The 16841-nt window shown below is 40.9% G+C and carries 21 protein-coding genes; 8 read left to right on the top strand and 13 right to left on the bottom strand.

The window, feature by feature from the left end:
• The first annotated feature begins 114 nt into the window (after positions 1-114).
• A complete protein-coding gene (locus KX723_RS02640; protein WP_218814543.1) occupies positions 115-285 on the top strand; it encodes a hypothetical protein in 171 nt (56 codons plus the stop codon).
• 285 nt (positions 286-570) lie between these two features.
• Here KX723_RS02640 and recJ read toward each other — a convergent pair whose 3' ends face one another.
• The 4 genes from recJ to KX723_RS02620 all read right to left on the bottom strand — a co-directional run bounded on the left by recJ (position 571) and on the right by KX723_RS02620 (position 4426).
• Positions 571-2301 carry a single-stranded-DNA-specific exonuclease RecJ gene (gene recJ, locus KX723_RS02635; protein WP_218814542.1) on the bottom strand — a complete coding sequence of 577 codons (1731 nt, stop codon included), beginning with the start codon at positions 2299-2301 and terminating at the stop codon, positions 571-573.
• A 157-nt stretch (positions 2302-2458) separates the two neighbouring features.
• Entirely contained in the window at positions 2459-2785 is a 327-nt protein-coding gene (locus KX723_RS02630; protein WP_218814541.1) for a hypothetical protein, read from the bottom strand.
• A gap of 151 nt (positions 2786-2936) precedes the next feature.
• Positions 2937-4148, bottom strand: coding sequence for a hypothetical protein (locus KX723_RS02625; protein ID WP_218814540.1), 1212 nt, complete (start codon positions 4146-4148; stop codon positions 2937-2939).
• Between the two features lie 2 nt (positions 4149-4150).
• Positions 4151-4426, bottom strand: a complete 276-nt coding sequence (locus KX723_RS02620; RefSeq protein WP_218814539.1) for a hypothetical protein — start codon at positions 4424-4426, stop codon at positions 4151-4153.
• A gap of 82 nt (positions 4427-4508) precedes the next feature.
• On the opposite strand from KX723_RS02620, the gene KX723_RS02615 reads away from it, so the two are divergent.
• Positions 4509-4880, top strand: a complete 372-nt coding sequence (locus tag KX723_RS02615; RefSeq protein ID WP_218814538.1) for an Mth938-like domain-containing protein — start codon at positions 4509-4511, stop codon at positions 4878-4880.
• A gap of 7 nt (positions 4881-4887) precedes the next feature.
• Here KX723_RS02615 and KX723_RS02610 read toward each other — a convergent pair whose 3' ends face one another.
• The 3 genes from KX723_RS02610 to ispG form a co-directional block, all read right to left on the bottom strand.
• Complete coding sequence (locus KX723_RS02610; protein ID WP_218814537.1) at positions 4888-6099, bottom strand: L,D-transpeptidase family protein; 1212 nt, start codon at positions 6097-6099, stop codon at positions 4888-4890.
• A 118-nt stretch (positions 6100-6217) separates the two neighbouring features.
• Entirely contained in the window at positions 6218-6388 is a 171-nt protein-coding gene (locus KX723_RS02605) for a hypothetical protein (protein WP_218813323.1), read from the bottom strand.
• On the bottom strand, positions 6385-7611 hold the full coding sequence (gene ispG / locus KX723_RS02600; protein ID WP_218814536.1) for a flavodoxin-dependent (E)-4-hydroxy-3-methylbut-2-enyl-diphosphate synthase: 1227 nt from the start codon (positions 7609-7611) through the stop codon (positions 6385-6387). The genes KX723_RS02605 and ispG overlap by 4 nt, the downstream gene beginning before the upstream one ends.
• A 134-nt stretch (positions 7612-7745) precedes the next feature.
• Between ispG and rpoH the strand changes: the two genes are divergently transcribed.
• The 4 genes from rpoH to KX723_RS02580 all read left to right on the top strand — a co-directional run bounded on the left by rpoH (position 7746) and on the right by KX723_RS02580 (position 9815).
• The gene (gene rpoH / locus KX723_RS02595; protein ID WP_246562502.1) at positions 7746-8624 is read left to right on the top strand and encodes an RNA polymerase sigma factor RpoH; all 879 of its coding nucleotides are present in this window, start codon (positions 7746-7748) and stop codon (positions 8622-8624) included.
• Positions 8621-8800: a CBU_0585 family protein gene (locus KX723_RS02590; protein ID WP_218814534.1), complete on the top strand. Its 180-nt coding sequence runs from the start codon at positions 8621-8623 to the stop codon at positions 8798-8800. Before rpoH ends, KX723_RS02590 begins: the two co-directional genes overlap by 4 nt.
• A gap of 13 nt (positions 8801-8813) precedes the next feature.
• Positions 8814-9431 (top strand): CYTH domain-containing protein, encoded by a 618-nt coding sequence (locus tag KX723_RS02585; protein ID WP_218814533.1) that lies wholly within the window; start codon positions 8814-8816, stop codon positions 9429-9431.
• 72 nt (positions 9432-9503) lie between these two features.
• Entirely contained in the window at positions 9504-9815 is a 312-nt protein-coding gene (locus KX723_RS02580) for a DUF3579 domain-containing protein (RefSeq protein ID WP_218814532.1), read from the top strand.
• Here KX723_RS02580 and KX723_RS02575 read toward each other — a convergent pair.
• The 5 genes from KX723_RS02575 to KX723_RS02555 form a co-directional block, all read right to left on the bottom strand.
• Entirely contained in the window at positions 9797-10465 is a 669-nt protein-coding gene (locus tag KX723_RS02575; RefSeq protein WP_246562499.1) for an endonuclease III domain-containing protein, read from the bottom strand. The genes KX723_RS02580 and KX723_RS02575 overlap by 19 nt on opposite strands.
• 15 nt (positions 10466-10480) lie before the next feature.
• Entirely contained in the window at positions 10481-11776 is a 1296-nt protein-coding gene (locus KX723_RS02570) for a flavohemoglobin expression-modulating QEGLA motif protein (RefSeq protein ID WP_218814531.1), read from the bottom strand.
• A gap of 28 nt (positions 11777-11804) precedes the next feature.
• Complete coding sequence (gene hemH, locus KX723_RS02565; RefSeq protein WP_218814530.1) at positions 11805-12773, bottom strand: ferrochelatase; 969 nt, start codon at positions 12771-12773, stop codon at positions 11805-11807.
• Positions 12770-13543: an ABC transporter permease gene (locus KX723_RS02560; RefSeq protein WP_218814529.1), complete on the bottom strand. Its 774-nt coding sequence runs from the start codon at positions 13541-13543 to the stop codon at positions 12770-12772. The genes hemH and KX723_RS02560 overlap by 4 nt, the downstream gene beginning before the upstream one ends.
• A gap of 79 nt (positions 13544-13622) precedes the next feature.
• On the bottom strand, positions 13623-14546 hold the full coding sequence (locus KX723_RS02555; RefSeq protein ID WP_218814528.1) for an ABC transporter ATP-binding protein: 924 nt from the start codon (positions 14544-14546) through the stop codon (positions 13623-13625).
• An 80-nt stretch (positions 14547-14626) separates the two neighbouring features.
• Between KX723_RS02555 and KX723_RS02550 the strand changes: the two genes are divergently transcribed.
• Positions 14627-15292 (top strand): alpha/beta hydrolase, encoded by a 666-nt coding sequence (locus KX723_RS02550; protein WP_218814527.1) that lies wholly within the window; start codon positions 14627-14629, stop codon positions 15290-15292.
• The gene (gene zapE / locus KX723_RS02545; RefSeq protein WP_218814526.1) at positions 15289-16359 is read left to right on the top strand and encodes a cell division protein ZapE; all 1071 of its coding nucleotides are present in this window, start codon (positions 15289-15291) and stop codon (positions 16357-16359) included. Before KX723_RS02550 ends, zapE begins: the two co-directional genes overlap by 4 nt.
• A 28-nt stretch (positions 16360-16387) precedes the next feature.
• Here zapE and KX723_RS02540 read toward each other — a convergent pair whose 3' ends face one another.
• On the bottom strand, positions 16388-16774 hold the full coding sequence (locus tag KX723_RS02540; protein WP_218814525.1) for an HU family DNA-binding protein: 387 nt from the start codon (positions 16772-16774) through the stop codon (positions 16388-16390).
• Positions 16775-16841 lie beyond the last annotated feature (67 nt).

Raw genomic sequence — 16841 nt, 5'->3', positions numbered from 1 at the left:
TTTTTCTAAAAAGGTCTTCACACTGCGTTTTTTACTGGGTATGATAGCGCCTCATGTCTTTTTACACAAAAAAGTCATGTTTACAATTCTTATAATAAATTGGAGTCCTTCGACATGAAATTGAAACAAGCTCTCGTATTAGGCTTAACCACTGCCGTACTAGCCATCCCGGCCTTTGCTGCAGACGAAGCTATTAACGCTACGAGCCAGCCTTCTTCAGTTACCACCATTGAAAAAGCACCGGTAACACCTGTTAAAAAGGACGCTGTTCAAAAAAATGGATAAAAGGACACTTTAGCGGCTAACACTTCAGAAGCTAAAAAAATCGACAAAGATGCTGATCTTAGCAAACTAAGCACGGTTAATCCTAGCGACACAGAAGCTAAATAAAAACTATACTCTTCGCACTTGAATTTTCGGCGGCGTTCCCGTTCGACTCGCAATCCTCATGTATGTTGTATACACTGCGGTTGCTTCGTTCTCACGGCGCCTTGCTGAAAATCCCATTGCTGTGAGTATTAAAAACGTTTTTAATACGCTTTAGAAAAGGCCAGCTTGCTGGCCTTTTTCTTATTCTGCTTCCAGCGTTTCTACTATCAATTGGATTCGCTTTCGACCCTGATAATAATTCACACCTAAACGATAAGTCGCCATAATCTGTTCCGCTCTATGATTAGGCCAATCACTCAGGTTAATATTAAACGCAATCGCTTCCAGTTGCTGGCTCGATTCCATCAGACTCAGCGTCATTTTTAAATGTTTATTACCCACTAATCGTTGGGCCAATACATTAAATCGGCCTTCAAACAGCGGCTCTGGAAAACCTTGCCCCCAAGGTCCCGCTTGATAACGCAATATTTCTGCTAAATCCAACGAAAAATCCTGCTGATCTAATTCACCATCGGTATAACATTTCCCCTGCAAGGTATCTGCATCAAGATGATGGGTTAACTCCGCTTGAAAAGCCGCTGAGAAACGACTTAAAGCATCTCGTTGCAACGTTAAACCGGCTGCCATGGCATGACCACCAAATTTAGCAATCAATTGTGGCTCGCGCGTTGCAATCGCTTCTAAGACATCACGAATATGAACACCGGGTATAGAACGTGCAGAACCTTTTATTTCATCGCCCTGCTGACTCGGCGCGAAAATGATACTAGGCCTATGTAAACGCTCAGTAATGCGCGAAGCAAGTAACCCAATAATACCTTGGTGCCAACTCGGATCAAACAAACATATCCCATTTCCCAAGGGTTTTTGCTCTATTAGTTTATCTAAAGCAACAAATGCTTCGCGGCGCATTCCCTCTTCAATCGTACGTCGTTCTTCATTTAATGCACTGAGTTTTAAAGCCGTTTCATAAGCCTCATTCGGATCATTCGCTAGTAAACAGGCTACGCCCAATGACATATCGGCTAAACGGCCCGCTGCATTTAAACGCGGTGCAACACCAAAACCAAAATCACTCGCAACCAGTTGATCCACTTCACGTTTTGCTAGTTTGAGTAAGGCATAAATACCGGGTCTTGCTTTACCCGCCTTTATCCACTGTAACCCTTGATACACCATTAAACGGTTATTGTGATCCAGCGCCACTAAATCAGCAACGGTTCCCAATGCCACCAAATCGAGGAACTGCAACATATTCGGTTCAGGTTGTGTGTTTGGGTTAAACCATTGTCGTTCCCGCAATGCATGGCGTAGCGCCAGCATCACATAAAAAATAACGCCTACACCGGCTAAGTTTTTACTGCTAAATTGATCATCCGCTTGTTGTGGATTAACGATAGCGTCCGCATCGGGTAAAGATAAACCAGTCAAATGATGATCGGTAATAATTACCTTTAAACCTGCTTTTTTAGCGGCGGCTACACCTTCATAACTGGAAATACCATTATCTACCGTTATAATCAGATCAGGTTTTTTAGTGCTGATGGCCACCGCCACAATTTCAGGTGTTAAACCATAACCATATTCAAATCGATTAGGTACTAAATAATCAACCGACTGGGCACCAAAGCTGCGTAGTGCGCTCACTGCCAATGCGCTACTGGTTGCACCATCACTATCAAAATCACCTACCACCAGTAGTCGTTGCTGTTGCATCAAAGCCGTGGCTAAGATCGAAGCCGCCTCTTCAATGCCTTTTAAGGATTGATAATGTAATAAACGACTTAGACGATAATCTAATTCAGCAGACGATTGAATAGCTCTAGCCGCATAAACCCTGGCTAAGACTGGATGCAAGCCTTCTAAAAAAGGAACTTTATCTGTTGAACGACGTACGCGTGTTTTTTGCATGGATAAATTCTACACGTAGGTGGGCTGTAAACGCGAGCACTTAAAGATAATATAAAGGGAAACTCGTAGACATAGACTCAGGAATCAATCACTAATTTTAAGGATGAAGTTCAGGCGCTATTTCGTGCATGGAAGATCCCTCTTCCTAAGCAACGGATTACCTAAGCGATTTTCCTTGACCATTAGCAATTCTTTCAATTTCATCCATTTCACTCACGTCCTGTATTTTGTTACCATGAAAAAGAATATCGAGATGAGTGAATTCTTTTTTTAAACTAAACAAGGCAATAGCCCCTTCTCTGCCTATAACATTAAATTGCAAGCTCAGTTGAGACAGCTGGTGAAACCCTCGCAACGCATTTGCTAAAGTAACGGCGCCTTCATCCTTTAGTTGGTTCCGATCGAGGTTGAGCATAGAAAGCTTAGGCTGCAATTTTTTGATTTTTTGCATTATTTCTGGAATTTCAGCATCCGTTATCTTCAAGTTTTCTAAATCAACATTCTCTGTTTTTACACATTCATTTTTTCTAAATCAACATTCGCTGTTTTTACACATTCATTTATTTTCTTTAATATTTCTTGTCTCATAATTGCGCTTCCTAAAAGTTATTTCAAATTACCAATCATAATACTTTTTATCTGCAAGTCGAGCGAGGAGATACGTTATTATTTTCATCTTCTCTACTTGTCTTCCTGGGCATTTCTGTAAAAAATTTTGCTTTAAACTTTTTTAAGGTTATGGCAGATCCTTTTTTACCAAAAAAACGATGCTTTCCTAATTCTTTCATAACCGCTTTACAAGATTCTGATTGCTTGAAGTTACATCGATCTTGAACAGAAACTTTACTCATCGCTGCCTCGATTTTATCTGCCTTTGCATGCCTTCCCATAGAAAAAGGACCCGCCCTTTTTCTAAAGTCGGCAATAATTTCTCTCACTTGCCTAACTGCGTTATCCTGTTTTAGAGTGCATTCTAGCGCCAGTGCACACGCATTTAATCGAGATACAACGTCGCATTTCTCTTCCCTCGTTAATGCGCTATCAAATTCATTTTTATATCCTTGAATAAATTTATTCATTACTTCATCTTTAGGGCCAAATTTTAAATTTTCAAGAAACCCGATAACTCGCTTGAAATATTCTTGCATCCTTTGCATCGCTTGTGCCTCTTGTACTGTTGGACATGGTGTAAAACTTAAATCAATTACCCTAACCGTAGCGCTTCCAAAAAAGTGCGGTGTATTCGTCTCTTCTCTGATAATCTGGGTCGCATCTTTTTTAGAACCTTGAGGAGAATGAAAGGGGTCGACATGTACTACTGCACCAAAACAATTCATTGGCATTGATTCAATAATATTGGAGACCAACATATGTGAAATTGGCTGACTCGCTGCGCTAGGGTTTTCACGTAGAAGCCTTTCCATATTAATCTTCGCCACGCCCCGAGCATGATCTAAACAAATATCCACTGCAGTCAGAAACGGCTCTGTCCCCGGCGTCTTACAAGCTATAACGTTATTAAACGTAAAGAAGCTAGGTTTTCCATCAATATCAATCTTAGACACATGTCCTGCCCCTTCTGAGCCATCCCGATTATCGAATGCACTTAAGTGTTCAAAATAGCCATTAGCATTTTTCTCTTTATAACGTACATCAATAGATGAAGTATGATTCTTGACGATCAAATTAAATGTTAGTGGAGAACCAGAAGTAATATGGGGCGTCACATTCATCACTTGGTTATCCGCGGTTTTTACAGCGAAAGAACCCCGCACTAAGTGTATGCCAGAAGGTAGTTTTTCTACTTTCTCAGCTACTTTATTTTGTAGTGTTTCAAACTCTTGCAAGCTTAATGGTTCGCTAGTATAGAAAAAAACTCATTCGTACTTATTCTCGTAATGTAATTACGATCGACGTCATCTCCTTTTCCTCTACTTTTTAAGTGATCTATTTCAGCCTGTTCTATTAAGTTGCCAATCCCTATGAATAGACGATCGACCATATCAACACGATCCATTGGTGTCATCTTCTGATACATATCATAACGGCCAGGCGCTTCACCAATCGGATTACTTGGTTCACATAAAGCCACTACAACGATATCTTTAATTTTCAGCTTTGACATACATAAATCCATGCCGTATTATTAATGCTAGGCATTCTAAACTAGACTGCTTAAGATATTATTAACTCATCTCTCTTCATCAATGGAATTAAATCTAGACTCTGGTGAAGGTCAGTATCACATACGCGGCTATGGTGATGGCTTCATTCAAATTAATGATGAAAAAGTTGATCACAGTATTATTGTTAGTGCCAATAAACTGATTGATCCTTGGCCGCCACAATCCTTAGCGGAGTTGAATCCCACTCATTTTCTTTTACTGTTTGATTTAAAACCAGAAATTGTATTACTCGGTACGGGACTACATTCATCTTTCCCCGACCCTGCTCTTTTAGCCGATTTCTATGCAAAAAAAATTGGTATAGAAATCATGAGTACGGCAGCAGCCTGTCGCACGTATGCGGTATTAATGGCAGAAGGACGTAAAGTAGCTGCCGCTTTATTAATACGCTAAAACACTTTTAAACCGCTTGCGCTAACGCTTTTTCTACTATTTCTTTCTGAGTTCCAGAAAACTTAGGATCCTTTGAATAAACATCATCCCAAAAATGTAAAATACCGGATTTATCAACCCAAGCGGTGATATAAGTCAAATGGATGGGAATTGCTTGTTTTAAGCGTATAATCACCGTCTTTCCTGATTCCAATGTTGACTCTATTTGTGATTCGCTTTGTTTAATTGAAGGATCAAATTCCGCTAAGGCTTCCAACAAATCAAACGGATCTTCCATGCGTACACAACCCGAACTAAATAAACGTCTCTCCGCATCAAACAAACGTTTTGATGGCGTATCATGCAGATAAATCATATGCGCATTGGAAAACTCAAATTTAATCTGCCCTAATGCATTATGTGGACCGGGATCCTGGCGTAAAATAATGCGATAAGGGTTTTTTTGTGCTGCCAACCAATCGACTTCATCTGGATCCAACGCTTTGTCTGGTCGATTAGCGGCGAATACACGCATGCGGTGTTGCTGTAAATAATCTTTATTTTTTATAATCTGTGGGATAACATCGTTGCGCGCAATACCAGGAGGGACTGTCCAATAAGGATTTAATATAATACGTGTTACTTTTGAATTAATTTCTGGCGTCTGTCGTGAGATTTTACCCACAATAATGCGTGCCATTAACATGGAATGATGGTCTTTTATAAGACGCAGGTAATGATCAGGAATATTAATCCAAATATAAGCCGGTTCGGCTAATGCGATTAAACGCGACCAACGCTGTAAATTAACTTGAATTTGATGCACACGTTGTTCAGGCGAAACATTGAGCGCTTGCCTAGTCAGCTTACCCACATCACCATCGGCTAGCAAACCATGTCTTTCCTGAAAAAATTCTACGCCTTCTTCTACTTGTTCATCAAAGATCGCATTATTTGCGTGTTGATTACATACTGTTTGCGATAAATCATGCGTCGCACACAAACGCTGACGTAGCGCTAAAACATCGGGGCCCTGCATACCTACGCTTAAGGTTTCATCGGCATTTAATTGTGGCCACGGATGTTGAACAGCCGCTTGATAAAGTGGCAACATGGCTTCTAAACGTTGATAGGCCGGGTTATTATTCGATTCCGCTGCACTCGCTGCAGAAAAAAAGCTAAATAGTCCTAAACTTAAACCAAGATAGCGTAAAAAAATCAGCTTTCTTTTCATATTCATAAAATGCTTTGCTCAAGTTCACTGTTTTTATTAGCGTTTAATTTCAAGTGAGTCGCTATGCTCCCGAAGAATTTCGGCCATCGTGTCCCCGAAATTCGTTCGCATGACGCGACTGAAATTAGGCCGCGATACGTCCTGCGTCCGGCACGCACTCACTCCTTCGGAGTTCATGCCCGTGCCTCCCACAAATGACTTTACGGCGTGATGCGTTTCCTGCTTCGCCCGTCAACGCACGCCTATCGCGGGCTCTTCGACTTCGCATTGCTTTCACAATGCTTTCCTGTCTCATCGAAGGTAGTGCGTTTCTATATACGCTTCTACAATTTTTTGAAATTGATTAGCAATATCATCGCCGCGCAAGGTCGCTGTTTTACGACCATCTTCAAACACCGGCGCAACCGGGTTTTCCCCTGTGCCAGGCAAACTAATACCAATATTGGCATGTTTGCTTTCACCGGGGCCATTCACAATACATCCCATGACCGCCAACGATAGATTTTCTACCCCTTGATACTGCTGACGCCAGACGGGCATACGTATTTTAATATAGGCTTCTATTTCATTCGCCAACCGTTGGAAATAGGTACTGGTGGTACGACCACAACCCGGACAAGCCGAAACCGAGGGCGTAAAGGCACGAAGGCCCATAGATTGCAGGATTTGTTGGCAGACTTTCACTTCGTGCGTTCGATCACCACCCGGTTCAGGCGTTAGCGAGGCACGAATCGTGTCACCAATCCCTTCCTGCAATAAAACCGCCAAAGCCGCTGTGCTCGCCACAATCCCCTTAGAACCCATGCCGGCTTCCGTCAAACCCAAGTGAATCGCATAGTTACAACCACTCGCTAGCATTCGATGGATAGCAATCAGATCCTGCACACGACTAACTTTACACGATAAGATGATGCGATTAGCCGGCAGTCCTATCTTCTCAGCTAAAGCGGCACTCGTTAATGCGGATAGAACCAGCGTCTCACGCAGCACCTCATTAGCCGAAAGCGGATGCAAGGACTTGGCATTTTTATCCATCTGTCTGGCACTCAGATCTTGATCCAGACTCCCCCAATTCACACCGATACGAACCGGTTTATTATGTTTTAGCGCTATTTCTATGAGTTGAGTAAATTGGATATCGCGTTTTTCACCATAACCCACATTCCCGGGGTTAATGCGGTATTTATCTAAGGCTTCGGCACAAGCCGGGTAATCGCGTAGTAAACGATGGCCATTGTAATGGAAGTCGCCAATGAGAGGGACCGAACAACCTGCAGCGCGAACCCGGTCGCGAATAAAAGGCACCTGTTGTGCGGCCTCTTCGGTATTGACGGTCAGTCGGACCATCTCGGAACCCGCCGCCGCTAATTCAAGAATTTGCTGTACAGTAGCCGGAGCATTCGCGGTATCGGTATTGGTCATCGATTGGACCACAATAGGAGCGCCGCCACCCACTAACACCGATCCGATTTGGACCCCGGTACTGATACGGCGTTTTATTAATAGATCTTCATACATAGATGTCAGTGATGAAACCCTCTATTTAATGCACTAAACCAGGTGAAATAAGAAACAGATTGGGTTATACTCTAGCACATTATCAAGTCAAGTGAACGGCTGAAAACAATTCGAAAGACGAGATGGAGGCCCCATTGAATAACACCAACTTACAAACACTTTCACTTTATACAACTGCCTTCCCAATCAGCAGTACGGATGCCTATATTTCTAGGCTGAAACAAATCCCGGTGTTAACCACTCAGGAAGAAACCGAATTAGCTCAACGTTATTATACCGATCACGATCTTAACGCGGCTAAAAAACTGGTTATCTCTAATCTAAGGTTTGTTGTGCATATTGCACAAACCTATACCGGCTATGGGCTTGCCCTCGCCGACCTAATTCAGGAAGGTAATATCGGCTTAATGAAAGCGGTTAAACGTTTTGATCCTAAAGTCGGTGTACGACTTATTTCTTTCGCTGTTCATTGGATTAAAGCTGAAATTCAAGAGTTTATTCTCAAAAATTGGCGCATCGTCAAAATTGCCACCACCAAAGCACAACGTAAATTATTCTTTAACCTACGTAAAATGAAAACGCGTCTAGGTTGGTTTAATCAAAAAGAAATTGAACATGTTGCGCAGGATCTCGGTGTAAAACCAGAAACCGTGCGTGAAATGGAATCGCGTTTAGCCTCTCACGATATGAGCTTAGATATTACGAGTGATGAAAACTCAGATTCCTACGCGACTTACCCTCTACTCGGTACGCATTTTGAAGATACGCGCTACGATCCAGCCCGTTTATTAGAAGCGAGCGATTCCGCAGAATCTAGCCAAAATAATCTACATCAAGCACTGGCACAATTGGATTCCCGTTCCCAAGCTATCATTAGAGAGCGCTGGCTGGCTAAACCTAAAGCCACCTTACAAGAATTAGCGAACCGTTATCAGGTCTCTGCCGAACGCGTGCGCCAACTTGAACAAAAAGCCATAAAAGAACTACGTATTGCAATAGAGAGCATCGCATGACATCCATTATCAATGGTCTTAAAGCCGATAAAAAATATATCAGTGAAACCGATACGTTTTTAACTCAATTCGATAAAAAAAATCCGAGTAAATCACCGTCGCAACAAAAAGAAATAGAAAATTATCAGGCGTTGTACCAACAACGCGATACAAAAATAATAAATAAATCTCAATAATGCGGCGCTTATTATGTTTCTCGAAATTGAACTCAAATTAAGTATTGATGCAAACCCTGCACATATCGCATTACTTTTTAATCATTCCCTTTTAAAAAACATTCATCCGGTTTCTGAAGAATTAATCAGCCGCTATTTTGATACCCCTGATTTATGTTTATGGAAACAAGGACTCTCGCTACGCATTCGAGAAGCAGAAGGCCGCACGATACAAACCTTAAAAACCGCGGGCGAACAGCTGGGTGAACTCCAACATAGGCATGAATGGGATCAGCCCATAGAAGAGACATCACCTAATATCCATGCTTTTAGAGATAAAGAAGTCTCTAAAAAGTTAGAAACTATCATTGGCAAGCAACCTTTAATAGAGCTATTTCATACGCGATTTAACCGCACACAATGGAGCTTGGAAACAGAGGATAGTACACAAATTGAACTAGTCCTCGATCAAGGCACCGTGAGCACCGCCACCCAACACATGCCTTTACACGAAATTGAGCTAGAATTAAAACAAGGTGACGCCAAGCAAATCGAAAAAATCGCTGAGCTGCTAAAACAAACCATTCCATTAACCCTAGAAACACGTAGTAAAGCAGAAAGAGGCTATAAACTTTATACCCAGACGCTTTAAGAAATAGTGCTCCCTAGTGAAGTAAGCATTATTCCTGTAATATAAATGTACTTTATAAGAATTTGAAAAGTTATGTTAGAAACAACGACATCTAAACACACGAAAGAAAAACGAATCATCATTGAAGGGATCACAGAAAGTGGTGAAACATTTCGCCCCAGCGATTGGGCGGAGCGGATGTGCGGATGTCTAGCCAGTTTTGAAAATCGACGCATGGCCTATTCGCCCCAACTACGTCCTAGTGTTAATAATGAAAGCCATGCAAAATGCCTAGTGCTCGATCCTCGACTTAAAGAAACCAACCCCGATGTATTTGAGTGTATTATGAAATTTGCCGGTGAAAACCGCTTAAAAATTCATGAATCCTACGAAGACGCTGAATAAGCATTCAGCTTAGTTAACTGACACATCTCACATACGGGCTTATTTATTTTTGCGCCCGCACCACATTGTTTAGCATGCACCACAATCAAGGCATGAAACTGCTTATATAAATCCACTCGTTTCGGTAAGTTTTCCTCAAACAAGCTTCGTAGCGCTTCATAACCTTCACTTCCCTTTATCATTTGTAAATGTACTAGTAAACGCCGTGTATACGCATCAATGACAAAAACCGGACGTTCAAACGCATATAATAAAATATCATCAGCCGTTTCTGGACCTACCCCATGCACATCAAGCAATAATTTACGTAACCGTTGTGTGCTTAATTGTTGCAACGCATGATAACCACCTTGTAATAGATACCAACGACAATAAAATTGTAACCGTTGTGTTTTTATTCGGAAATAACCGGAAGGTTTTAAACACGCTTCTAATTCCTCTTGAGCAAGACTTAGAATACTATCAGCATCCAAGCTAATTTTTTGTTTCAAATTAGCTAAGGCTTTTTCTACATTCAACCAATTGGTATTTTGCGTCAGAATAGCCCCCACCATTATTTCAAAAGGACTATCCGCAGGCCACCAACCTTGGCGGCCATACTGAGTTAATAAGCATTGATAAAGTTCTGAGAGGGTGGAAGGCATAGCCATGAAAATGTATAGCGATTAACCCTCTAAAATATTACGATAATCAACGGCGATCATCTCAAGATCTAATTTATTTAAAAACAACGAATAACACATCCAACAACTTAAAGCGGCTAAATCTTTAAGTTGATGAGGAATATATTGCGGCGCAATAATTATTTTTTCTTCATAGAGATGCGATAACAAACGTTGATCTTCTAAACTGGTTTTCCCTACAAATAATAGTGGAATTCTATTCACTAAGCCTTCTTGTACTGCTAAACGTAGATAATTATAGATTAAAATAAAGCTCTTACTATAAACTAAATCTTTGGTAAAAGGCCCTTTATCCGGCAAACTACCGCGAAAAATACGCACAGAACTTTTATAACTATCTTCATCATTATAATGTTGAGATTGAAAAAAATTAAAAATCTCTAGAAAGTTAGCCCCTTCTTCAGCCATCGCTATCGCGCTAACCCTATCTGTCAATTTTTTAATCCGTAACGGTGAAGAAACGAAATGAAAAATTTCCATAATAATGGCCAATCCTTCTTGTGTGACGGTTGAAGAAGGAGGACCTTTACTTAAAAAAGTGCAAATAGGTTGCTGTAACCCATTCAGGGTGGTTCCCATATGCACCCACCCTTCATGAACCTCTAAAATTTTTAAATCACGTTCACTAAAAAGTGCATCTTTACGTATTTTTATCCATTCTGATCCAGCCGCTGCATCGGCAACAATACCATCACTGACCTTAACACGATTCGTTATATCGGCGTTTACAAAATACTGCGCTAAACGTTCATTGAGGATTTTTGCGGCTTGTGTACTGCTATATTTTTTTTCGTCGAATTCATTGGCTGTTTTATCTTTGATATTATCCAGTGCCGCAGAAATCGTTTTAGTAAGATCCTTTAAACGTGGTGCATTTACATAAAAAGCATCATCCGCACTACCATACAGCTCTTGAGACAAGCCACTAAACTCTGCTGTGCCACGGGCAGCTAAAAAACGTAATACATAGCGATATTCTCTACACATCCGTAGCATAATGCTACCAACGGAACTAAATTGGCCGACTTGACGACTAATATCACGTTCTAGCCTTTGAAATTCTTCGCGTTTTTCATCAAAATCAAATGAAAATTTATTTTTTTGATAATAATCCTTATCTACTAGCGGTAATTCTTTACATTTTTTTGTAAAAAACGCTTGTTGTATTTCACTGCCCCACTTAATACTATCTAAAATACGAATGGGTTGCTGTGCTTTAACAATACGATCAGATAAATCACGTAGTAGCTGGCGATAATTTTTGGTACGATTTGGCATAGACTCCCCCAACGTGGTCAATTCAAAATTAGGTATTTTTTACTATGCTTGCTAATAGCTCACTATGCGCTGTAGCAGCATTTAAAGCAGGAATATAATGAAAACTCTCTCCGCCTGCTTTTAAAAAGAGCTGCTGATAACGTTGCGATATTTCTTCTAAGGTTTCTAAACAATCCACCGCAAACCCAGGGCAAACGATAACGACTTTTTTTACGCCTTGTGCGGGCAGTTGCTGTAATACTACATCACAATAAGGCTGTAACCATTGCGCCTTTCCAAATCGTGACTGAAATACAATATGGTACTGTTCAGGGGATAAATTTAATTGTTTCGCTAACAAATTTACTGTGGCATGGCACTGCTGCGCATAAGGATCACCTAATTCAACACTACGTTGAGGCAAGCCATGAAATGAAAATAAGACCGTGGCATCGTTTCCATGTTTCCTCCAATATTGTCGTATGCTCTCTGCTAGAGCTGCAATATACAAAGGATGATCGAAATAGGATGAAATAAATTGTAACGAAGGAATAAAACGCTGTTGTTTAAGCGTTTTCGCCACCTCGTCAAAACAACTAGCGGTGGTCGCCGCAGAATATTGTGGATACAGTGGCAAAACGGTCAATGATTGAATGTTATCTGCTTGCAATAAATTTTTTAAAGTCATCGCCATAGAAGGCTGCCCATAGCGCATCGCTAAAACCACTTTAAATGAATCACCTAAGCTTTGTTGAAGCTTTTCAGCCAGTCTTTTTGAATACACGGCTAAAGGCGATCCCTCTTCCATCCAAATCGATTGATAAAGTCTTGCCGTGCGTTTGGAACGTAATGGTAATAGGACTGCTTTTAAAAACAGTTGCCACAGCCAAGCCGGCAATTCGACCACTCGTGGATCACTTAGAAATTCAGCCAGGTAGTGACGCACTGCTTCGGGAGAGGGCGTACTCGGCGTACCGAGATTAAGCAATAATACGGCTTTAGGATTAACCCCTGTCACGTACGAATACCTTTTCCTCTATTCAATAAATAAAGGTTAAGCAAAAACAAAGCCACGCAGCAGAAGAAAATAACCACTAAGGCTTGCATCACGGGAATATCGCTAACGCCTAATAATCCAAAACGAAAGGCATTGACAATATACAAAATCGGATTAAATAACGATAAATACTGCCAGAAAGTAGGTAGTAAATGTATGGAATAAAAAACGCCACCTAGATAAGTGAGCGGTGTTAAGACAAACGTAGGCACTAATGAAACATCGTCAAAGGTCTTAGCAAATAATGCATTGGTAAACCCAGCCAGCGAAAATAAAATAGTCGTCATCGGCACAATCGCTAATAAAACGAAAATACTATGCACCTGCAAATGGGTAAAAAATAAAGTTAATAACGTGACTAACAATCCAACCAACAAGCCTCGCGCCACACCACCCGCAACAAATCCTGATAAAAGTAACGCGTTAGGTAATGGTGCAACGATCAACTCTTCTATACTGCGTTGAAAACGCATACCAAAAAAAGAAGTCACTACATTCGTATACGCCGCGGTAATCACTGACATCATAATCAAACCGGGCGCAATATATTGCATATAACTAAAGCCTTCAATCGTCCCTAAGCGCTTCCCAATCAACCCCCCAAAAATTAAAAAATACAGCCCCATGGTAATTAAAGGTGGTAATAGCGTTTGCATCCAAATACGTAAAAAACGCTTAATCTCTTTACGCAATAAACTAATAAAAGCGACCCAATAAATTTTAGCGCGCATGATTTTTTTTCTATCCCCAATATTTTTACGAATTCGTCATTGCGAGCGCGAAGCGCGCGGCAATCTAGACAATACACATTTATTGCTTTTTATTTTCGGCAATTAAATTTAAAAATAACTCTTCCAGTCGATTAGCTTTATTACGTAAGCTCGTCACTTCTATATGATGCCCTTCTAAGAAACCAAATAAATTATTCAACGACTGCTCTTTTGCGACATCGACTTCTAAAGTCAGATTATCTCGCAAGCGCATGGCAAAGGGCGAGGCAGCGTCAGGGAGTGTGTCTAAGGGCTTTTTTAAATCAAACACAAACGTTTCCATATTGAGCGTCGCCAATAAATTTTTCATACTGGTATTTTCTATGATGCGTCCTTTATCAATAATCGCAATATTTTTACAGAGATATTCTGCTTCTTCTAAATAATGCGTCGTCAAAATAATGGTCGTTCCTTGACGGTTAATCTCCTGTAAGAATTCCCACATCGAACGGCGTATTTCTATATCTACACCGGCGGTTGGTTCATCTAAAATTAATAATTTAGGCTCATGCACTAATGCTCTTGCGATCATTAACCGTCGTTTCATGCCGCCAGAAAGCTGCATAGAAACTTGATTACGCTTATCCCATAGATCGAGTTTTTTGAGGTAAACTTCAGCACGTTGTTTGGCTAAACGCACAGGAACACCATAGTAACCGGCTTGATAGACAATAACGTCTATTACTTTCTCAAAAATACTAAAATTAAGTTCTTGTGGCACCAAACCAATGCAGGATTTTGCTGCTTCTAACTCGGTATCGAGACTATGTCCAAATACCTGGACCTGCCCTCCCGTTTTATTAATAAGGGAAGTGATAATACCAATGGTCGTCGATTTACCGGCGCCATTAGGTCCCAATAAAGCAAAAAAATCGCCCTGGTTAACGCGCAAATCGATTCCTTGTAGCGCAACTACACCATTATTGTAGATTTTTGTCAGGCCTTTAATATTTAATGCTTGCATAAGAATGACGGTGCTTTTAAATTATTGCGTAGATTGCCGCGCGCCCCGCGCTCGCAATGACGAGTTGATGAGATTATAACATGACAACGTTAATACCCTTCCCTTTAAGTCGCGAACAGCGCTTGCTACTCGCAGGCCCTGCCGGCCAACTCGAGGTACTAACAACCTATCCTGAATCCCCGCGTAACCCGCCTGTCATCGCCGTTATTTGTCATCCACACCCTTTATTTGGTGGCACGCTGACGAATAAGGTCGTCACTACCTTAGCGCGCAGCTTTAACACCCTGGGATTTAGCACCGTGCGCTTTAATTTTCGTGGTGTCGGAAAAAGCCAAGGCGAATATGATCAAGGAATAGGCGAAACCGAGGATTTACTCGCCCTACTACAATGGCTAAAAACAGCCTGTCCTGACCACGCTATTTGGTTAGCGGGCTTTTCCTTTGGTGCTTATGTTGCAGCGCGTGGCGCTAAAAAATGGCCGATAGAACAGCTTGTTTGTGTTGCACCGCCCATAGAAAACTTTCCCTTTAAATCCCTGCCACCTTTTCCTTGTCCTTGGCTACTGGTTCAAGGCGATCAAGATGAAGTTGTTTCGCCAGAGGCCGTCTTTTCTTGGGCAGAAAGCTTAGCTAATCCACCGCCGGTTATTAAAATAAAAGGTGCCACGCATTTCTTTCATGGTCAGTTGATTGAATTACGTGAAGAACTCATCGCCGCAATAACGCCTACGCTAAAAACAACATGACGCCCTTACAAGCCTATACACAAAAAGTTCAAGAAAAAACCTTGTCCTATGATCCACGCCAAGAAATGGCGATGCAGCAATTACAACAAATCTATACCGCGCTGCTAAGCGCAAGAAAATGGCGCTTATTCAAAAAACAAAAAACGTGCCAAGGATTATATTTATGGGGTGAAGTGGGTCGAGGAAAAACTTATTTGATGGATCTTTTTTATAACCATCTCCCTGTGCCAAAAATGCGCCTGAATTTCTATCAGTTTATGCAATCTATTCATACTGAACTAACACGACTACAGGGCCAATCTAATCCATTAGATAAAATTGCACACGATCTTGCACGCAAAACACAAGTCATTTGCTTAGATGAGTTTCTGGTGCATGAAATAGGTGATGCGATGTTGCTGTCGCAACTACTACAAAGCTTATTTAAACAAGGTATCATGCTAGTCACGACGGCAAATATGCCACCGGATGCCTTGTATCAGCATGGCCTGCAACGAGAGCTCTTTTTGCCTGCTATTACACAACTCAAACAACACCTCACTATTTTCCATTTAGAAACCTGCCGTGATTACCGCTTATATCAAGATATTGAAAAAAATAATAGCCTGGATAATCCGACACTTGTCATGCCCTTGAGCCATGTGCAACATTTATTTGATGATCTAGCCAGAGGAAAAACCATTCACCATCAATCACTTTCTGTCCATGGGCGTCTGATTAATCATAAAGGCTATACCGATAATACGATTTGGTTTGATTTTGCTTCAATCTGCGCTATTCCTCGTAGCCAAGTCGATTATTTAAATATTGCAAAACGCTTTTCTACGGTTTTAATTAGTCAGCTTACGCCAATGGATGAACACAATGATAATAGCGCACGGCTTTTCATACATTTAGTCGATGTGTTCTATGATGCCGGCATACAATTGATAGTAACGAGTGCCACGACGATTGATGATCTTTATCCACAAGGCCGTTTTCTGTTTGAATTCAAACGGACTAAAAGCCGTCTGATGGCTTTTCAAAAGGAAGCTTTAAAACTCATTAACGAAAAAAAGGGCATTTAAGCGCCCTTCTTTTTTTCACACCAGAAAATTAAACAGCTGCTTTTAATTTCTTCAACGGTTTAATTTTTACAACCTTACGAGCAGGTTTTGCTTTGAAAACGGTAGGCTCTCCGGTGAAAGGATTAATACCTTTGCGCGATTTGGTAGCTGGTTTTCTGACTACAGTCACTTTAAACACACCAGGCAAAGAAAAAGCATGACCTGCTCTTGCGTGCCCGTGCATGATTGCTTGTAACGTGTCAAATACTTCAACTACTTTTTTCTTAGGTAATTCAGTTCCTTTTACCACGCAGTTTATTAATTCAGTCTTTGTAAAAGACTTACTAATAGAAGGTATTTTTTTACCGGATGTTACTTTCGCTTTTTTACGAGCTTTCGTTGTAACAGACTTTTTCTTAGCTAACTTTTTAGCCATGATTCATATTCCTCTTACATTAAGGAGTAAACAGAAGGTTTGGATTTTATAAAATAGCATATTTTTA

Source organism: Rickettsiella endosymbiont of Dermanyssus gallinae, assembly GCF_019285595.1.
GTDB lineage: Bacteria > Pseudomonadota > Gammaproteobacteria > Diplorickettsiales > Diplorickettsiaceae > Rickettsiella_B.
The sequence above is the reverse complement of the archived record's forward strand: the minus strand, read 5'-3'. Positions and strand labels throughout refer to the sequence as shown.